This is a genomic window from Paenibacillus sp. FSL P2-0173 (assembly GCF_038008045.1).
Taxonomy (GTDB): Bacteria; Bacillota; Bacilli; order Paenibacillales; family Paenibacillaceae; genus Paenibacillus; species Paenibacillus polymyxa_B.
In genome coordinates, this window is the sequence record NZ_JBBOYK010000009.1 from 17141 (window position 1) to 35150 (window position 18010).

The 18010-nt window shown below is 45.9% G+C and carries 17 protein-coding genes and 1 other annotated feature; all 17 genes read left to right on the forward strand.

All coding sequences use genetic code 11. The features are described 5' to 3' along the window. Positions 1 to 18: 18 nt before the first annotated feature. The 17 genes from rlmB to fusA all read left to right on the forward strand — a co-directional run bounded on the left by rlmB (position 19) and on the right by fusA (position 17951). Positions 19 to 765 (forward strand): 23S rRNA (guanosine(2251)-2'-O)-methyltransferase RlmB, encoded by a 747-nt coding sequence (gene rlmB, locus MKX30_RS26830; RefSeq protein WP_013312173.1) that lies wholly within the window; start codon positions 19 to 21, stop codon positions 763 to 765. A 4-nt stretch (positions 766 to 769) separates the two neighbouring features. Further along, positions 770 to 1291, forward strand: coding sequence for an NYN domain-containing protein (locus MKX30_RS26835; protein WP_023990563.1), 522 nt, complete (start codon positions 770 to 772; stop codon positions 1289 to 1291). Between the two features lie 162 nt (positions 1292 to 1453). Beyond that, entirely contained in the window at positions 1454 to 2098 is a 645-nt protein-coding gene (sigH, locus tag MKX30_RS26840; RefSeq protein ID WP_016324748.1) for an RNA polymerase sporulation sigma factor SigH, read from the forward strand. Positions 2099 to 2432: 334 nt separating this feature from the next. Further along, positions 2433 to 2582, forward strand: coding sequence for a 50S ribosomal protein L33 (rpmG, locus tag MKX30_RS26845; protein WP_023990562.1), 150 nt, complete (start codon positions 2433 to 2435; stop codon positions 2580 to 2582). A gap of 20 nt (positions 2583 to 2602) precedes the next feature. Continuing rightward, positions 2603 to 2794: a preprotein translocase subunit SecE gene (gene secE / locus MKX30_RS26850; protein WP_013312170.1), complete on the forward strand. Its 192-nt coding sequence runs from the start codon at positions 2603 to 2605 to the stop codon at positions 2792 to 2794. Between the two features lie 22 nt (positions 2795 to 2816). Next, positions 2817 to 3350 (forward strand): transcription termination/antitermination protein NusG, encoded by a 534-nt coding sequence (gene nusG, locus MKX30_RS26855; protein ID WP_007432596.1) that lies wholly within the window; start codon positions 2817 to 2819, stop codon positions 3348 to 3350. 72 nt (positions 3351 to 3422) lie between these two features. Then, positions 3423 to 3848 (forward strand): 50S ribosomal protein L11, encoded by a 426-nt coding sequence (gene rplK, locus MKX30_RS26860; RefSeq protein ID WP_007432595.1) that lies wholly within the window; start codon positions 3423 to 3425, stop codon positions 3846 to 3848. Between the two features lie 87 nt (positions 3849 to 3935). Beyond that, positions 3936 to 4628, forward strand: coding sequence for a 50S ribosomal protein L1 (rplA, locus tag MKX30_RS26865; protein ID WP_013312169.1), 693 nt, complete (start codon positions 3936 to 3938; stop codon positions 4626 to 4628). A 68-nt stretch (positions 4629 to 4696) separates the two neighbouring features. Further along, positions 4697 to 4848: a sequence feature (ribosomal protein L10 leader region), on the forward strand. A 74-nt stretch (positions 4849 to 4922) separates the two neighbouring features. After that, on the forward strand, positions 4923 to 5426 hold the full coding sequence (gene rplJ / locus MKX30_RS26870; protein WP_013312168.1) for a 50S ribosomal protein L10: 504 nt from the start codon (positions 4923 to 4925) through the stop codon (positions 5424 to 5426). 68 nt (positions 5427 to 5494) lie between these two features. Then, complete coding sequence (rplL, locus tag MKX30_RS26875) at positions 5495 to 5860, forward strand: 50S ribosomal protein L7/L12 (RefSeq protein ID WP_010348819.1); 366 nt, start codon at positions 5495 to 5497, stop codon at positions 5858 to 5860. Between the two features lie 148 nt (positions 5861 to 6008). Further along, positions 6009 to 6611 (forward strand): class I SAM-dependent methyltransferase, encoded by a 603-nt coding sequence (locus MKX30_RS26880; protein WP_071558184.1) that lies wholly within the window; start codon positions 6009 to 6011, stop codon positions 6609 to 6611. 355 nt (positions 6612 to 6966) lie between these two features. Continuing rightward, the gene (gene rpoB / locus MKX30_RS26885) at positions 6967 to 10512 is read left to right on the forward strand and encodes a DNA-directed RNA polymerase subunit beta (protein WP_341063886.1); all 3546 of its coding nucleotides are present in this window, start codon (positions 6967 to 6969) and stop codon (positions 10510 to 10512) included. Positions 10513 to 10652: 140 nt separating this feature from the next. Continuing rightward, entirely contained in the window at positions 10653 to 14267 is a 3615-nt protein-coding gene (gene rpoC / locus MKX30_RS26890) for a DNA-directed RNA polymerase subunit beta' (protein WP_013312165.1), read from the forward strand. 217 nt (positions 14268 to 14484) lie between these two features. Beyond that, on the forward strand, positions 14485 to 14736 hold the full coding sequence (locus MKX30_RS26895) for a ribosomal L7Ae/L30e/S12e/Gadd45 family protein (RefSeq protein WP_007432588.1): 252 nt from the start codon (positions 14485 to 14487) through the stop codon (positions 14734 to 14736). A gap of 144 nt (positions 14737 to 14880) precedes the next feature. Further along, positions 14881 to 15303 (forward strand): 30S ribosomal protein S12, encoded by a 423-nt coding sequence (rpsL, locus tag MKX30_RS26900; protein ID WP_007432587.1) that lies wholly within the window; start codon positions 14881 to 14883, stop codon positions 15301 to 15303. 51 nt (positions 15304 to 15354) lie between these two features. Further along, positions 15355 to 15825, forward strand: a complete 471-nt coding sequence (gene rpsG, locus MKX30_RS26905; RefSeq protein WP_007432586.1) for a 30S ribosomal protein S7 — start codon at positions 15355 to 15357, stop codon at positions 15823 to 15825. A 47-nt stretch (positions 15826 to 15872) separates the two neighbouring features. Beyond that, a complete protein-coding gene (gene fusA / locus MKX30_RS26910; RefSeq protein ID WP_023990559.1) occupies positions 15873 to 17951 on the forward strand; it encodes an elongation factor G in 2079 nt (692 codons plus the stop codon). Positions 17952 to 18010: the final 59 nt, after the last annotated feature.

Here is an 18010-nt window from a genome sequence, read left to right on the forward strand (position 1 = left end):
CCCGGGAGGAAGCTAGAGATGGAAGAAGAATGGATTGCCGGTAAGCATTCGGTAACGGAGGCATTGCGTTCAGGCAGAACGATAAATAAAATATGGATTGCGGATAATGCACAAAAACATTTGACGCTGCCGATTACAGCTGAGGCGAAAAAAGCAGGAATCATTGTCTTGCAGGTGGACAAGCGTAAGCTGGATCAAATGGTTCCGGGCATTCAGCATCAGGGAGTGGTCGCGCAAGCTGCCCCTTTTGCCTATGTTGAAGTGGAAGAATTGCTCGCCACTGCTCGTGATAAGGGAGAGGAGCCGTTTTTGATTTTGCTGGATGAGATTGAAGACCCTCATAATTTGGGCTCCATCCTTCGTACAGCGGACTGTACTGGAGCGCATGGTGTTATCGTGCCGAAAAGGCGTTCTGCAGCTGTAACTGTAACGGTGTCCAAAACATCGGCAGGTGCTGTGGAGTACGTCCCGGTGGCGCGTGTAAACAATCTGGGACAAACCATTGACCGTCTTAAAGAAGAGGGTGTATGGGTAGTTGGTACGGATGTTACAGCGACAGACCCCGTCTTTGGGAATGGAGTATTCACGGGACCGGTAGCCATTGTCATTGGTAACGAAAATAAAGGGATGGGCCGTTTGATCCGTGAGAAATGCGATGTACTCGTCAAGCTGCCAATGGCGGGGCAAATTAATTCCCTTAATGCTTCTGTAGCTGCAGGTGTTGTCATGTACGAAGTATTGCGCGGACGACAGGCACGGGGCTAACGATATGGCTGACATGCGGGATGTTCTCCTTGTGGACGGTTACAACATGATTGGAGCCTGGCCCGAACTTTCCGCACTGGTACAATCTGGTATGCAGGAAGCGAGGGACAGACTTCTTGAACGGCTGGCGGATCATCAGGCGTATTCCGGCAGAAGAGTCATCGTCGTATTTGATGCTTACAGGGTGCCAGGATTAGGTAAAACTTTTGCCCAGAGCAAAGTCCAGATTTATTTTACCAGAGAAAAAGAAACTGCTGATGAGTGCATCGAGCGATTGGTTCGGGAGCTGAGCAGTAAAAGAAGAAGTATTTACGTAGCCACAAGCGATCAGGTAGAACAACATGTCGCATTTGGACAAGGTGCACTCAGGGTGTCGGCGCGGGAATTACTGATCGAGATTGAGGAATCCGAAAGGGAAGTGCAGAAGCGAATCCAGCAGGATAGTGCCAAATTGTCCCGTAACTCGCTAGATGCCAAACTGAGTCCGGAGCTTCGAAAGTTGTTTGAACGATGGAGAAGAGAATAAACCAATAATTGGACCCTCCTCCATTTTGAAACCATTGACAATTTTGTTAGCGCTCTTCTTTTTTAGGTTGTTGTGGTTGACGGTATCAGGTTACATCGCGTATACTTGTCGTATATTTGAGAGAGTAACGGGTACCTTGCGTTGCAGCCGGAGGGATTGTTAGTGAGTGTGGACCTCAAGGATATCATGTTGTCAAAGTTTGATTACAAAAATGATGAAGACATTGTCGGAGCAGTCCATGAAGGTGATGGGGAAGCGCTGGAGTTTCTGATTAACAAATACCGAAACTTTGTGCGGGCCAAGGCCAGATCCTACTTCCTGATTGGTGCTGATCGCGAGGATATTATTCAGGAGGGCATGATTGGTCTCTACAAATCCATTCGTGATTTTAAGGGAGACAAACTTGCTTCGTTCAAGGCTTTCGCCGAGTTGTGCATTACACGACAGATTATTACGGCAATTAAGACGGCTACACGACAAAAGCACATTCCTCTGAACTCTTACGTATCTCTGGACAAGCCCATCTATGATGAAGAGTCAGACCGGACGTTGCTCGATGTGATTTGCGGAACACAAGTAAGTGACCCTGAAGAGCTGATAATCAATCAGGAAGAGTTTGTGGGCCTTGAGGACAAGATGTCCGAGATTCTGAGCGAGCTGGAGCGCAAGGTACTTATGTTGTATCTAGACGGACGTTCGTATCAGGAGATTGCAGAGGATCTTGACCGCCATGTGAAATCCATTGATAACGCGCTGCAACGGGTCAAGCGTAAACTTGAAAAGTATCTGGAAGTAAGAGATAGTTGAAAGTAGAGGCTGACAGGGAAAAGGCTCGAGTCCGAGTCTTTTTTTATTCGTTATAGGTAGATTATGCAGGTTTATAAGTGTTACAAATGATTTATACTAAAAAAGATGAATAATAGATATCGCCTTGATTTTTGAAGCAGCTTTTCAGAGAACAGTTTTAAAGGATGCACAGATGTTAAAATGCACCACAGCCGGGACTGCGAATTGTATGCAAACATTCGTTGACATGGAAAACCCCGTGTGATAAAGTGTTTTAGGTAGGCCTAAATTCGCGGTTTTTTTTAGGATCAATTATGAGACTTCCGGTGTTGGATGTCTTCGGGAGGTGCACATCATGCGGGTAATTATTACTTTGGCTTGTACAACATGCAAACAAAGAAATTACACAACGACGAAAAACAAGCGTAATCACCCCGACCGCATGGAGATGAAGAAATTCTGTAAGTCCTGTAACGAACAGACTTCTCATCGGGAAACCAGATAGTTTTTGGAGGTGTAGTCGGCGTGAAACGCAGTTTCAAGTCTCTGTTTTCCTTTTTCTCTGAAAGCTGGGCTGAACTCAAGAAGGTTCGCTGGCCCAATCGTAAAGAACTGACCAACTATACGCTGATTGTCATAGGGACAATTGCGTTCGTCACGATTTATTTTTGGGTTCTCGATATCGGCATTTCCGCTGTGATCGAAGCGATTATCTAGGAAGGGTTCCAGGTGGCTTGATATGGAAAAAAGATGGTACGTCGTTCATACCTATTCAGGGTATGAGAACAAAGTCAAAGCCAATTTGGAAAAACGCGTTGAGTCCATGGGCATGGAAGACAAGATATTCCGTGTTCTTGTTCCTATGGAAGAAGAACTGGTAACCAAGGACGGTAAGAAAAAAACCGTTATGCGTAAAGTCTACCCTGGTTATGTCTTAGTCGAAATGGTCCAAACCGACGACTCTTGGTATGTTGTACGCAACACACCAGGTGTTACGGGATTTGTAGGGTCGACAGGCTCGGGTTCCAAACCGACGCCATTGCTTCCAGAAGAAGTTGAACAGATTCTGAAGCATATGGGCATGGTAGAGCCGAAACCGAAGATTGAATTCGATGTTAAGGAATCCGTGCGAATTAAAGTTGGTCCTTTTGCGAATTTTGTGGGCTCCGTGGAAGAAATTTTGGTTGAGAAGAGCAAGCTTAAGGTTCACGTCAACATGTTTGGACGGGAAACCCCGCTTGAGTTGGATTATACTCAAGTGGAGAAAATATAGATTTTTCTTACAGGTTTCTTGTGGGAGGATCGATAGGTCCGTCTACCACTATTGAGTCAGGAGGTGTCATCCATGGCAAAAAAGGTAATTAAAATGGTAAAACTGCAGATTCCTGCAGGGAAAGCTAATCCAGCGCCTCCAGTAGGTCCAGCTTTGGGTCAAGCAGGTGTCAACATCATGGCATTCTGTAAAGAGTTCAATGCTCGTACTGCTGATCAAGCAGGCCTGATTATTCCGGTTGAAATTTCGGTATTTGAGGATCGTTCTTTTACGTTCATCACCAAAACTCCACCGGCTGCTGTTCTGTTGAAAGTTGCTGCTAAAATCGAAAAAGGTTCCGGTGAACCGAATAAAACGAAAGTTGCAACTGTAAATCGCGCTGCTGTTCGTCAAATTGCAGAGCAAAAAATGCCTGACCTTAACGCAGCTTCCGTAGAATCGGCAATGCGTATGGTTGAAGGTACTGCTCGCAGCATGGGTATCACCATCGTAGATTAATTTTATTAATCTACGTGTGCCGGCAGTTTGACTGTCCGGCAAGTGTGGGAGGAATATCCGCTAATACCACATAAGGAGGAAAACATTATGGCTAAACATGGTAAGAAGTACCTGGAAGCTGCTAAGCTGATTGACAGCGAAGCAACTTACGAGCCTTTAGAAGCCGTTGAACTGGTGAAAAAGGCTGCGACTGCTAAATTCGACGAAACCGTTGAAGCAGCAGTTCGTCTGGGCGTAGATTCCCGTAAACAAGACCAGGCTGTTCGTGGTGTTGTTGTTCTGCCGCATGGTACGGGTAAAACACAACGCGTTCTGGTATTTGCAAAAGGTGACAAAGTGAAAGAAGCGGAAGCGGCTGGCGCTGATTTTGTTGGTGATCAAGATATGATCAACAAAATCCAACAAGGCTGGTTCGAATTCGACGTCTGCGTTGCGACACCTGATATGATGAGTGAGGTTGGTAAACTGGGTCGTTTGCTCGGTGGTAAAGGTTTGATGCCTAACCCTAAAGCAGGCACAGTTACTTTCGACGTTGCCAAGGCTGTTCAAGAAATTAAAGCCGGTAAAATCGAATACCGTCTCGACAAAGCCGGTCAAATTCATGCGCCAATCGGCAAAGCTTCCTTCAGTGCTGAACAGCTGAACGAGAACCTTAAAGCCTTGGTTGAAGCCTTGAACCGTGCGAAGCCAGCGGCTGCTAAGGGTGTATACCTGAAAAACATCGCTATTTCTTCGACTATGGGACCAAGTGCACGTGTGAACGCATCTGTTTACAGATAATATTTTGATTGACACACTCAATCAAATTTGTTATTCTATAAAAGTTGTGAGTCCTTGTGACTGACCATTAAAGTTGAATATGCTTACCGTAGACAGTAGGTGCCTTCGGGCTTAATTTCCTACCGAGGTGTTATGATAGAACGTTTCATGTGACGGGCTTGTCCCGTCCATGTAGATTTATCAAGCCTTCGTACTCTACGGAGGCTTTTTTCATGCTTATGAAAGCAAGCTTTGTAAGATCACCAGATCGGGTGCTTCGAACAAAGCGGATAAATTGATCAGGAGGTGTACAGTTTGGCAAATGCAAAGGTGATTCAAGCAAAACAAGAAGCTGTTGAAGTTGTAGCTGCAAAATTGCGCGAGAGCGTAACAACTGTGGTTGCAGACTATCGCGGTCTGAATGTTGCCCAAGTAACTGAGCTGCGTAAGCAGCTTCGCGAAGCCGGAATCGAATTTCAAGTGCTGAAAAACACACTGCTCCGCCGTGCAACTGCGGCAGCAGAATTGACTGAACTGGACGCAGTATTGACAGGTCCTACTGCAATCGCGTTCGGCAAAGATGATGCAGTGTCTGCAGCTAAAATCTTGAACGATTTCGCTAAGAAGAACAATGCACTGGAACTGAAAGGTGCAGTTGTAGAAGGTCGCGTTATCGGTGTTGAGGAAATCAAAGCACTGGCAGAACTTCCATCCCGCGAAGGTCTTCTTTCCATGCTCCTCAGCGTGCTTCAAGCTCCTGTGCGCAACTTCGCGCTTGCAGTTAAAGCTGTTGCAGAAAAAGAAGAGCAAAGCGCATAAGTTAGGGATTAAACCTGCTGTATAGCAGTTGAAAACAAAAAAATACGAATTTAAATGGAGGTTCAACCATGAGTAAAGAGCAAATCTTGGAAGCAATTAAAGGTATGTCCGTATTGGAACTGAACGATCTCGTGAAAGCAATCGAAGAAGAATTCGGCGTAACTGCAGCAGCTCCAGTAGCTGTAGCAGGTGGCGCAGCAGGTGGCGCAGCAGAAGCTGAGCAATCCGAGTTCGACGTAATCTTGACAAGCGCTGGCGCTTCCAAAATCAACGTTATCAAAGCAGTTCGCGAAATCACAGGTCTTGGCCTGAAAGAAGCAAAAGAACTGGTTGACAACGCTCCAAAACCACTGAAAGAAAAAATCGCTAAAGAAGAAGCTGAATCCATTAAAGCAAAATTGGAAGAAGCAGGCGCTTCTGTAGAAGTAAAATAATTGACTGCTTTCTAGCAGACAATGAACTAAAACAAACCCCTTGAGGTGATCTTCAAGGGGTTTGTTGCTGTAAAACGGTAGTACCAGCATGTCTGAAAGGTTATTGTAAAGGCTATGATGGTAGTACAACCGAAAGAGGTGGGCATGAATGGCTGATCATTATTACTCCAAGCGGCCAGAGACGGCGCATGAACGACGGAGCCTGGAAACAGTGCTTCGGGGGCGGTCATACCGTTTTGCCAGCGATTCAGGCGTTTTTTCGAAGCAGGGAATTGATTACGGGAGTCGTGTGCTGATTGAAGCGATGCAGCTTCCTGCACAAGCCACGGTATTGGATGTAGGATGCGGTTACGGGCCGATTGGTCTGGCGGCAGCTGCGCTTGTCCCAGAGGGACACGTCACAATGGTTGATATTAATGAGCGAGCCGTTCAACTAGCGGTAGAGAATGCGGAACGTAACGGGGTTAAGAATGTCACCATTAAGCAAAGCGATTTGTTTGCGGAAGTGAAGAATGAACGTTTTGACGTGATCTTGACGAATCCTCCTATACGTGCAGGGAAAGAAACAGTGCATACTATTTTTGAGCTTGCTTATGAGCATTTAAACGAGGGTGGAGCTTTGTGGGTAGTCATTCAAAAAAAGCAAGGGGCCCCTTCGGCGAGTGCTAAGATAGAGAGCCTTTTCGGTCATGTAGAGGAAGTTACAAAGGATAAAGGTTATCGAATTTTGAAGGCTGAAAAAAGTTTTTGAGAAAATGCAATAGGACCATTGACTTGAATCCTGGTCTGTGATATTATTATAAAATGTCAGTATTAGGATGCCCTCCATGGCTTTAGTTTGTTGAAATGTCAATAGATTTATGCGTAGTAGGTATAGTATTTATCTCTATTACGTATAATACAACCATTTTGGGCAAATCTACAAGTGATGAAGATCTTCCGGTAAGAGGATTCTGCAGATACGTTGCTCTTTTTTCGAATGCATTCGAGTAAGGGCTTTTCTGTATTTGTAAGATTGAATCTTCTGTATGTGTCTTATTATAAGGTCACAAACAGAGGTTCGCAATGTATTTTTAAAGTGAGTAGACATGAGGGGTGAGTTTAAGTTGGCAGGACATCTTGTTCAATATGGTCGACGCACTCGGCGCAGTTATGCACGTATTAATGAGGTACTCGAGGTTCCGAACCTGATTGAGATCCAACAAAAATCCTATGATTGGTTTTTGGAGGAAGGATTACGGGAAATGTTTCGGGATATTTCGCCAATTCAGGATTTCACTGGAAATCTGATTCTGGAGTTTATCGACTATTCTCTCGGAGAACCCAAATATACCGTTGACGACGCAAAGGAACGCGACGTTACGTATGCAGCACCGCTTCGGGTAAAAGTCCGGCTTATTAATAAAGAAACCGGGGAAGTGAAAGAGCAGGAAGTATTCATGGGAGACTTCCCGCTGATGACTGAAACGGGTACGTTTATTATTAACGGTGCGGAACGGGTTATTGTCAGCCAGTTGGTTCGCTCTCCCAGCGTCTATTTCAGCACAAAAGTCGACAAGAATGCGAAAACAACATACACCGCAACGGTAATTCCTAACCGGGGGGCTTGGCTCGAACTGGAGATGGATGCGAAGGATATTATCTATGTCCGGATTGACCGTACCCGTAAAATTCCGGTTACGGTGTTGCTGCGTGCGCTGGGCTTTGGCACTGATGCTGAGATTCTGGATTTGCTCGGCAATGACGAATATATCCGCAACACACTTGATAAAGACAACACGGATTCCACCGAGAAAGCGCTGATTGAAATTTATGAGCGTCTTCGTCCGGGTGAGCCGCCTACACTGGATAACGCAAAGAGCTTGCTAGTTGCGCGCTTCTTTGATCCAAAACGTTATGATCTGGCCAACGTAGGCCGTTACAAAATCAATAAAAAGCTTCACATCAAAAATCGTCTGTTCAATCAACGACTTGCTGAGACTTTGATTGATACAACAACTGGTGAAATCATCGCTGAAGCCGGGCAAATGGTAGATCGCCGCCTGTTGGACGAGATTTTGGCCCAACTGGAGGAATCAGTAGGACATCGTACGTATCATGTTGCGAGTGGTGTGCTAGAAAGCAATGATATTCCACTTCAAACGATCGATGTATTCTCACCAATTGAGGATGGTAAAGTAGTAAAACTGATTGCTAACGGAAATATTGATAAATCGATTAAGAATATTACGCCTGCCGATATTATTTCCTCCATCAGTTATTTTATTAACTTGCTTCACGGAATCGGAAGTACGGACGATATTGACCATTTGGGTAACCGTCGTTTGCGTTCTGTAGGTGAGTTGCTCCAAAACCAGTTCCGTATCGGTTTGTCCCGTATGGAACGCGTGGTGCGTGAAAGAATGTCGATTCAGGATGCTAATGTAATTACGCCACAAGCGCTGATTAACATACGTCCGGTAATTGCTTCGATTAAAGAGTTCTTTGGTAGCTCGCAGCTGTCTCAGTTTATGGATCAGACGAACCCGCTTGCTGAATTAACGCACAAACGTCGTCTGTCCGCACTCGGACCCGGCGGTTTGACGCGCGAACGCGCGGGCATGGAAGTGCGTGACGTCCATCCGAGTCACTATGGCCGCATGTGTCCTATCGAGACACCAGAGGGACCAAACATTGGTTTGATCAACTCTTTGTCCACTTTTGCACGCATCAACGAGTACGGATTTATCGAAGCGCCTTATCGTTGGGTAGATCCAAAAACCGGAAAAGTTACAGAGCAGATTGATTACCTGACTGCTGATGAAGAAGATAACTACATCGTAGCTCAGGCGAATGCGGAATTGACGGAGGAAAACACCTTTAAGGATGAGGTCGTCATTGTCCGTTATAACAAACAGTCTGATAACATTATTCCGATGGCTAGTAGCCGTGTCGATTACATGGACGTATCGCCTAAACAGGTCGTATCGGTCGCGACTGCATTGATTCCGTTTCTGGAGAATGATGACTCTAACCGCGCATTGATGGGTTCCAACATGCAGCGTCAGGCTGTCCCACTTCTGATTCCGAAGTCTCCATTGGTCGGAACAGGAATGGAGCACAAGTCTGCGAAAGATTCTGGTGTTTGCGTTGTATCCAAATACAACGGAGTTATCGAACGTTCTTCGGCCAACGAAATTTGGTTGCGTCGTATCGAAACTGTAGATGGCGCTGAAGTGAAGGGCGACATTGTTAAGTATAAATTACACAAATTTATGCGATCTAACCAAGGAACTTGCATCAACCAACGTCCGATTGTGAACAGAGGAGATATTGTCAAAGTTGGCGATATTCTTGCGGATGGTCCATCTACAGAGATGGGTGAGTTGGCGTTGGGACGTAACGTTGTCGTTGCCTTCATGACTTGGGAAGGTTACAACTACGAGGATGCGATCCTGCTGAGTGAGAAACTGGTTAAGGAAGATGTATACACCTCGATCCATATTGAGGAATACGAATCCGAGGCTCGTGACACGAAGCTTGGACCTGAAGAAATCACTCGCGACATTCCAAATGTCGGTGAAGAAGCGCTTCGCAACTTGGATGAGCGTGGAATCATTCGTATTGGTGCCGAAATCGGCGCAGGTGACATTCTCGTTGGTAAAGTTACACCTAAAGGTGTGACTGAATTGACAGCTGAAGAACGTCTCTTACACGCAATCTTTGGTGAGAAGGCACGCGAGGTTCGCGATACTTCTTTGAGAGTTCCTCACGGAACAGACGGGATTGTTGTAGATGTAAAGGTGTTTACACGTGAAAATGGTGATGAACTGCCACCAGGTGTAAATCAGTTGGTTCGTGTATATATTGCTCAAAAACGTAAAATCTCCGAAGGCGATAAAATGGCTGGACGTCACGGTAACAAGGGTGTCGTTGCCCGTATTTTGCCTGAAGAAGATATGCCGTTCCTGCCGGATGGCACACCAGTACAGGTCGTTCTGAACCCGCTGGGCGTACCTTCACGGATGAACATCGGACAGGTGCTTGAAGTCCATTTGGGTATGGCTGCAATGCGTCTTGGTATTCATGTGGCAACTCCAGTATTCGATGGTGCCAAGGAGTATGACGTATTCGATACAATGGAAGAGGCAGGCATGCAGCGTAATGGTAAGACTGTGTTGTATGACGGACGTACGGGTGATCGTTTTGAACGTGAAGTTACTGTCGGTGTCATGCACATGATCAAACTGGCGCACATGGTCGATGATAAAATCCATGCTCGTTCTACAGGTCCTTACTCTCTCGTTACGCAACAACCATTGGGTGGTAAAGCTCAATTCGGTGGACAGCGCTTCGGGGAGATGGAAGTATGGGCATTGGAAGCCTACGGCGCGGCGTACACGCTTCAGGAAATTTTGACTGTGAAATCCGATGATGTGGTTGGACGTGTTAAAACTTACGAATCCATTGTCAAAGGTGAAAATGTACCTGAACCGGGTGTTCCAGAATCATTTAAGGTCCTAATCAAAGAGCTGCAAAGCTTGGGTATGGACGTGAAGATTCTGTCTGAAGACGAACAAGAGATCGAAATGAGAGAGCTTGATGATGAGGATGACACAACCGGCGATAAGCTGAGTTTGAATCTGGAAGGCTCTGAGGTTGGCGTAGAGTAGTTTGACTGCTGACTGACTCATATCAGCTTTGTTATATACCTTGATCCATTCTAGAATGGATCAGGTTTCTTGATACCGCCCGGTGCTGCTGGGCGGTATCAAACCTAAAAACTCAGGATTTGGTTAAGGAGGGTTGCTCCTTGTTGGACGTTAACAATTTCGAATATATGAAAATCGGGCTTGCTTCCCCCGAAAAGATTCGTTCTTGGTCCCGCGGAGAAGTCAAAAAACCGGAGACGATTAACTATCGTACGCTTAAACCGGAAAAAGAAGGACTATTTTGCGAGAAAATTTTCGGACCTACGAAAGACTGGGAATGTCATTGCGGTAAGTACAAACGTGTACGCTATAAAGGTGTTGTCTGTGACCGTTGTGGAGTAGAAGTTACTCGCGCTAAGGTTCGCCGTGAGCGTATGGGCCATATTGAGTTGGCTGCTCCTGTATCGCACATTTGGTACTTTAAAGGCATTCCAAGTCGTATGGGTCTTGCTCTTGATATGTCTCCAAGATCTCTGGAAGAGATCATTTACTTCGCATCTTATGTTGTAACCGATCCAGGAGATACGCCTTTGGAGAAAAAGCAACTCCTGTCCGAGAAAGAATACCGTAGCTATCGTGAAAAATATGGATATGGCTTCCAGGCAGGTATGGGTGCTGAAGCGGTTAAAAAGCTTCTTCAAGATTTGGATATAGACAAAGAGTTGGAATTCTTGAAAGAAGAGCTGCGTACAGCTCAAGGACAACGTCGTAACCGTGCAATCAAACGCCTTGAAGTTATTGAGGCATTCCGTAACTCCGGCAACCAACCGGATTGGATGATCATGGACGTACTTCCTGTTATTCCTCCTGAGCTTCGTCCAATGGTACAGCTGGATGGTGGTCGTTTCGCTACTTCTGACCTTAACGACTTGTATCGTCGTGTTATTAACCGTAATAACCGTCTGAAACGTCTGTTAGATTTAGGTGCGCCAGATATTATCGTACAAAATGAAAAACGGATGTTGCAGGAAGCTGTTGACGCCTTGATTGATAATGGTCGTCGTGGTCGTCCTGTTACAGGTCCAGGTAACCGTCCTTTGAAATCCCTCAGCCACATGCTGAAAGGTAAACAAGGACGTTTCCGTCAGAACTTGCTCGGAAAACGTGTTGACTACTCTGGTCGTTCCGTTATCGTTGTAGGTCCGTACTTGAAAATGTATCAATGCGGTTTGCCGAAAGAAATGGCGCTTGAACTGTTCAAACCTTTTGTTATGAAAGAACTGGTGAACAAAGGTTTGGCGCACAATATCAAGAGCGCGAAGCGTAAAGTAGAACGTGTGAGTGCAGAAGTATGGGATGTGCTGGAAGAAGTAATCAAGGAGCATCCAGTTCTTCTGAACCGTGCCCCTACGTTGCATAGACTCGGTATCCAAGCGTTCGAACCGATTTTGGTTGAAGGTCGTGCGATTCGTCTGCATCCGCTTGTATGTACTGCATATAATGCCGACTTTGACGGTGACCAAATGGCTGTTCACGTTCCGTTGTCTGCGGAAGCTCAAGCTGAAGCTCGTTTGCTTATGCTGGCATCCGGCAACATCTTGAATCCGAAAGACGGCAAGCCAGTTGTTACACCTTCCCAGGATATGGTTCTTGGTTCTTTCTATCTGACTATGGATAACAAAGAAGAAGAAGGAAGCAATATGATCCTTCGCAACATGAATGAAGCTATATCGGCTTACCAACGTGGTACAGCTGGTCTTCATGCTCGTGTAGCTATTCCGGTTAAAGCTTTGAATAAAACGAGCTTTACGGAAAAACAACAGGAAGCGATGTTGATCACAACGGTTGGTAAAATTATCTTTAATGAAATTTTCCCGGCAAGCTTCCCGTACATCAATGATGCTACCCGTGCGAACCTGCTTTATGGTACTGCGGAGGAGTTCTTTGTTTACGAGAAGGGTGTAAATCTTACAGAAGCCATTCAAAACGCTCCGCAAGCTAACGGGGTAGGCAAGGATTATCTTGGTAATATCATTGCCCGTTGTTTTGAGACTTACCATACAACAGAAACAGCTGTAATTCTGGATAAAATTAAGCAGCTTGGCTTTACGTATTCCACTCGTGCAGGGGTAACCGTTGCTGTATCGGACGTAATCGTGCCGGTGGAAAAACAAGAGATTCTTAAGGGGTCCGAAGATAAAGCGCAAGTTGTGACGAATCAGTATCGTCGTGGTCTGATTACGAATGAAGAACGCTATGACCGGATTATCGACATTTGGTCTAAAGCGAAAGATGATATTACCGAAGTATTGATGAAGTCCATGGATCGCTACAACTCTATCATGATGATGGTGGACTCCAAAGCGCGGGGTAACAAGTCACAGATTACTCAGCTCGGCGGTATGCGTGGTCTGATGGCCAATCCATCCGGACGTATTATCGAACTCCCAATCAAATCAAATTTCCGTGAAGGTCTGACAGTACTCGAGTACTTCATCTCCACTCACGGAGCGCGTAAAGGTTTGGCGGATACAGCCCTCCGTACGGCTGACTCCGGTTACCTGACTCGTCGTCTCGTAGATGTGGCACAGGATGTTATCGTGCGCGAAGAAGACTGCGGAACGGATAAAGGCTTCACAGTAAGTCGTATCCAGGACGGTAAAGAAGTGATTGAGGATCTCTATGACCGTCTGGAAGGTCGCTATTGCTTTGAAACGGTACGTCATCCTGAGACTGGCGAGATTTTGGCTAGACGTAACGAACTGATTGACTCCGACAAAGCTGAAGCGATTGTTAAAGCCGGTGTACACAAAGTTCAGATTCGTTCTGTACTAAGTTGCCGTGCTAAACATGGCGTCTGCAAGAAATGCTACGGTCGCAATCTGGCTACTGGTAAACACGTTGAGATTGGTGAAGCAGTTGGTATTATCGCTGCACAATCCATTGGTGAGCCAGGAACACAGCTTACTATGCGTACGTTCCACACAGGCGGCGTAGCGGGTGACGATATTACACAAGGTTTGCCTCGTATCCAGGAGCTTTTTGAAGCACGTAATCCTAAAGGTCAGGCAACTATTAGTGAAATTGACGGTACAGTTAAAGAAGTTCGCGAAGGTAAAGACCGCCGTGAGATCGACATTCAGGGTGAAGCTGAAACGAAAACATATTCAGTAACGTATGGTTCCCGCCTGCGCGTAAGCGAAGGTATGACTGTTGAAGCTGGGGACGAACTGACGGATGGTTCAATTGATCCTAAAGAAATGCTGCGTATTAAAGGTATTCGCGGGGTACAGAACTATATCCTTCAGGAAGTTCAACGCGTATACCGGAACCAGGGCGTGGAAATCAACGACAAGCACGTAGAAGTTATGATTCGTCAAATGTTGCGTAAAATCCGTATCATTGATGCGGGCGACACGATCTTACTTCCAGGCTCCTTTGTTGATGTCCATGAGTATGAAAATGCAAACAAGATAGCGATTCTCAGCGGCCAAGAACCAGCGGTAGCTAAGCCGGTACTGCTCGGTATTACCAAGGCCTCTCTGGAAACTGACTCCTTCTTGTCAGCAGCATCCTTCCAGGAAACTACTCGTGTCCTGACTGATGCAGCTATTAAAGGCAAGGTCGATCAGTTGCTTGGACTGAAGGAGAACGTAATTATTGGTAAATTGATTCCTGCGGGAACAGGTATGAACCGTTACCGTAGTGTGAAATTTGCCCAACCGGAAGAGGGACAGTCTCCATCTGAGGAACTCGAACCTATTTCGGCCGAGTAATATAAAAATAGTATGATTGCCGGAACACCGTAGACATAAGCTTTGCATAAAAGCTACAGCAGACGGTGCTCCGGTGTTTTTTCAAAAATGAATCGTACTATTCTGTTTAAATGGATTATAGTTTATAATTGTCTTGACATTACTTATAGTCAATGCTAATATAGCAAAGGTGCGTGAGCAGCCTATATGCTATTGGGTCTTTTCGGAGGAATGAGATATGTCTAAAGAACAGGGACTGCAAGATGCTCATGTCAAAATCGGTACCAAACAAACCATTCGTATGGTAGAATTGGGCTTTGCCTCAGAAGTATATGTGGCAGAAGACGCAGATCAGCGTCTCACTTCCAACATCATTGCTTTGTGCAACAAGCAAGGAGTCAAAGTGACTCTCGTAGACACAATGAAAAATCTCGGAGCTGCATGTGGGATTGAAGTGGGAGCCGCAATGGCTGCTATCGTAAAACAATAGGGTAAGGAACGTTTTTGTCTAAGGAATTGTTATTCTTGGCGGCAAAGACTTTTCATTTGTTCTTTTATGAACCGCCTGGGTCTGTGGGCTTAGATAAGGTTTGTAAAGTAACAGCAAAAATTGAGGAAGGGGGTGGCAACCAACATGCCAACTATTAACCAACTGGTTCGTAAAGGACGTCAAGCCAAAATCGAGAAATCGAAATCACCGGCTTTGCAAAAAGGTTTTAATGCCTTGAAACGTGAAGCTACCGACATCAGTGCCCCGCAAAAACGCGGAGTGTGCACTCGTGTAGGTACTATGACTCCGAAAAAACCAAACTCCGCACTTCGTAAATATGCTCGTGTTCGCTTGACGAACCGTGTAGAGGTGACTGCTTACATTCCAGGTATTGGACATAACCTTCAAGAACACAGCGTAGTGCTGATTCGCGGCGGTCGTGTAAAAGACCTTCCGGGTGTGCGTTACCATATCGTTCGCGGTGCTTTGGATACTGCAGGCGTAAACAACCGCATGCAAGCTCGTTCCAAATACGGCGCAAAACGCCCTAAAGCTAAAAAATCCTAATGAGATATAAACCGCATATGTCGGTTTAACATGTAAGAAAGGGGGATATCCATGCCACGCAAAGGTCCAGTTACCAAAAGAGACGTGTTGCCAGATCCGGTATACAACAGCAAGTTGGTTACCCGCTTGATCAACCGCATCATGCTCGACGGAAAACGAGGCGTTGCTCAAAGCATTCTGTACAATGCGTTCAAGCTTATCCAAGAACGTACGGGGAATGACCCGATGGAAGTTTTTGAAGCAGCTATCAAGAATATCATGCCAGTCCTGGAAGTTAAAGCACGCCGTGTCGGCGGTGCCAACTACCAAGTACCAATCGAGGTAAAACCAGAAAGACGTACGTCCCTGGGATTACGTTGGCTCGTAAACTACTCCCGCAACCGCGGTGAGAAAACCATGGAAGAGCGTTTGGCGGCTGAAATTATCGATGCTTCCAACAACACAGGCGCTTCCGTGAAAAAACGTGAAGACACGCACAAAATGGCTGAAGCAAACAAAGCGTTTGCTCACTATCGTTGGTAGGATTCAGCTCAAAAAAATAACTTCAATTTTGAAGGGAGACCCATTTCATGGCAAGAGAGTTCTCCTTGAAAAATACACGTAATATCGGGATCATGGCTCATATTGACGCGGGTAAAACCACAACAACAGAGCGGATCTTGTTCTACACAGGCCGTACGCACAAAATCGGTGAAGTTCACGAAGGCGCTGCGACAATGGACTGGATGGAACAAGAACAAGAGCGCGGAATCACGATTACTTCCGCTGCGACGACCGCTGCCTGGAAAGGTCACCGCGTCAATATCATCGACACCCCGGGGCACGTTGACTTCACTGTTGAAGTTGAACGTTCCCTTCGTGTATTGGACGGAGCAGTTGGTGTTTTCAGTGCGAAAGAAGGTGTTGAGCCTCAGTCCGAAACCGTATGGAGACAGGCTGATCGCTACGGCGTTCCACGGATCGCATATGTAAACAAAATGGATATCATTGGTGCCGACTTCCTGAATGTTGTCTCCGACATGCGTGATCGCCTTCAAGCGAACGCAGTTGCGATTCAATTGCCAATCGGCGCAGAAAATGATTTTACTGGTATTATCGATATCGTTGAACAAAAAGCTCATATGTACAAAGATGATCTTGGTCAAGATATCGAAGAAGTAGAAATTCCTGCGGAATTCAAAGATCAGGTTGAAGAACTCCGTAATGAATTGATCGAGAAGGTTGCTGAACTGGACGAAGAATTGACAATGAAATACCTGGAAGGCGAAGAAATTTCGGTTGCCGAAATTAAAGCCGCTCTCCGTAAAGGTGTTGTAGAAGTTAAAATCTTCCCAGTTATCTGTGGATCTTCTTACCGCAATAAAGGTGTTCAGCTGATGTTGGATGCTGTTCTCGACTATTTGCCGGCTCCTACTGACGTGCCAAGTATTCAAGGGCATTTGGAAGACGGTACGGAAGTTGAACGTCACTCTTCCGATGAAGAGCCATTCTCCGCATTGGCCTTCAAAATCATGACGGATCCTTACGTTGGTAAGTTGACATTCTTCCGCGTATACTCCGGTGTTCTTCAATCCGGTTCTTACGTATTGAATGCAACAAAAGGTAAACGCGAACGTATCGGACGTATTCTTCAAATGCATGCGAACAGTCGTCAAGAAATCACTGTAGTTTACTCTGGTGATATTGCGGCTGCCGTAGGTTTGAAAGATACAGGTACAGGTGATACACTGTGTGATGAGAAGAGTCCTGTTATTCTCGAGTCCATGAATTTCCCTGATCCGGTTATCGAAATCGCGGTTGAGCCTAAAACCAAAGCTGACCAAGATAAAATGTCTGTAGCTCTCGGTAAGTTGACTGAAGAGGATCCAACTCTTCGCGCTCATACTAACGAAGAAACAGGTCAAACCATCTTGGCAGGTATGGGTGAGCTTCACTTGGACATCATCATTGACCGTATGCGTCGTGAGTTCAAGGTAGAAACGAATGTGGGTAAACCACAGGTTGCTTACCGTGAAACGTTCCGTGCTCCAGCACGTGTCGAAGGTAAATTCGTTCGTCAGTCCGGTGGTCGTGGTCAATATGGTCACGTATGGGTTGAGTTCGAACCACTCGAACCAGGTACTGGTAGTCAATTCGAAAGTAAGGTAGTCGGCGGCTCTGTTCCTAGAGAGTACATCGCACCTGCTCTTGCTGGTATTGAGGAACAAATGAAAAACGGCGTTATCGCAGGCTTCCCGCTTGTGGACGTTAAAGCTACAATCGTGGACGGATCATACCATGATGTCGATTCCAATGAAATGGCATTTAAAATTGCCGGATCAATGGCGCTGAAAGCAGCGAAAGACAAATGTAAACCAGTTTTGCTTGAGCCGATTATGAAAGTTGAAGTAACGGTTCCTGAGGAATACATGGGTGACGTAATGGGTATGTTGAACTCCCGTCGTGGTCGGATTGAAGGTATGGATTCCCGTAGTGGAGCTCAAATCATTCGTGCGAAGGTGCCTTTGTCCGAAATGTTCGGATACTCGACTACACTTCGCTCCGGTACACAAGGACGCGGCGTGTTCTCTATGGAACTTTCTCATTATGAAGAAGTGCCGAAGAGCATTGCTGAAGAGATCGTTGCCAAAACCAAAGGCGGCGAGTAATACAATGTATCAGCTGACCGGTATACTTAAGGTTTTACCAAAAGGGCATCCGGCAGCCT

Coding starts and splice junctions, on each gene's coding strand:
- rlmB (WP_013312173.1), top strand. CDS start 19: ATGGAAGAAGAATGGATTGCCGGTAAGCATTCGGTAACGGAGGCATTG.
- MKX30_RS26835 (WP_023990563.1), top strand. CDS start 770: ATGGCTGACATGCGGGATGTTCTCCTTGTGGACGGTTACAACATGATT.
- rpmG (WP_023990562.1), top strand. CDS start 2,433: ATGCGGGTAATTATTACTTTGGCTTGTACAACATGCAAACAAAGAAAT.
- nusG (WP_007432596.1), top strand. CDS start 2,817: ATGGAAAAAAGATGGTACGTCGTTCATACCTATTCAGGGTATGAGAAC.
- rplK (WP_007432595.1), top strand. CDS start 3,423: ATGGCAAAAAAGGTAATTAAAATGGTAAAACTGCAGATTCCTGCAGGG.
- rplA (WP_013312169.1), top strand. CDS start 3,936: ATGGCTAAACATGGTAAGAAGTACCTGGAAGCTGCTAAGCTGATTGAC.
- rplL (WP_010348819.1), top strand. CDS start 5,495: ATGAGTAAAGAGCAAATCTTGGAAGCAATTAAAGGTATGTCCGTATTG.
- MKX30_RS26880 (WP_071558184.1), top strand. CDS start 6,009: ATGGCTGATCATTATTACTCCAAGCGGCCAGAGACGGCGCATGAACGA.
- MKX30_RS26895 (WP_007432588.1), top strand. CDS start 14,485: ATGTCTAAAGAACAGGGACTGCAAGATGCTCATGTCAAAATCGGTACC.
- rpsL (WP_007432587.1), top strand. CDS start 14,881: ATGCCAACTATTAACCAACTGGTTCGTAAAGGACGTCAAGCCAAAATC.
- rpsG (WP_007432586.1), top strand. CDS start 15,355: ATGCCACGCAAAGGTCCAGTTACCAAAAGAGACGTGTTGCCAGATCCG.
- fusA (WP_023990559.1), top strand. CDS start 15,873: ATGGCAAGAGAGTTCTCCTTGAAAAATACACGTAATATCGGGATCATG.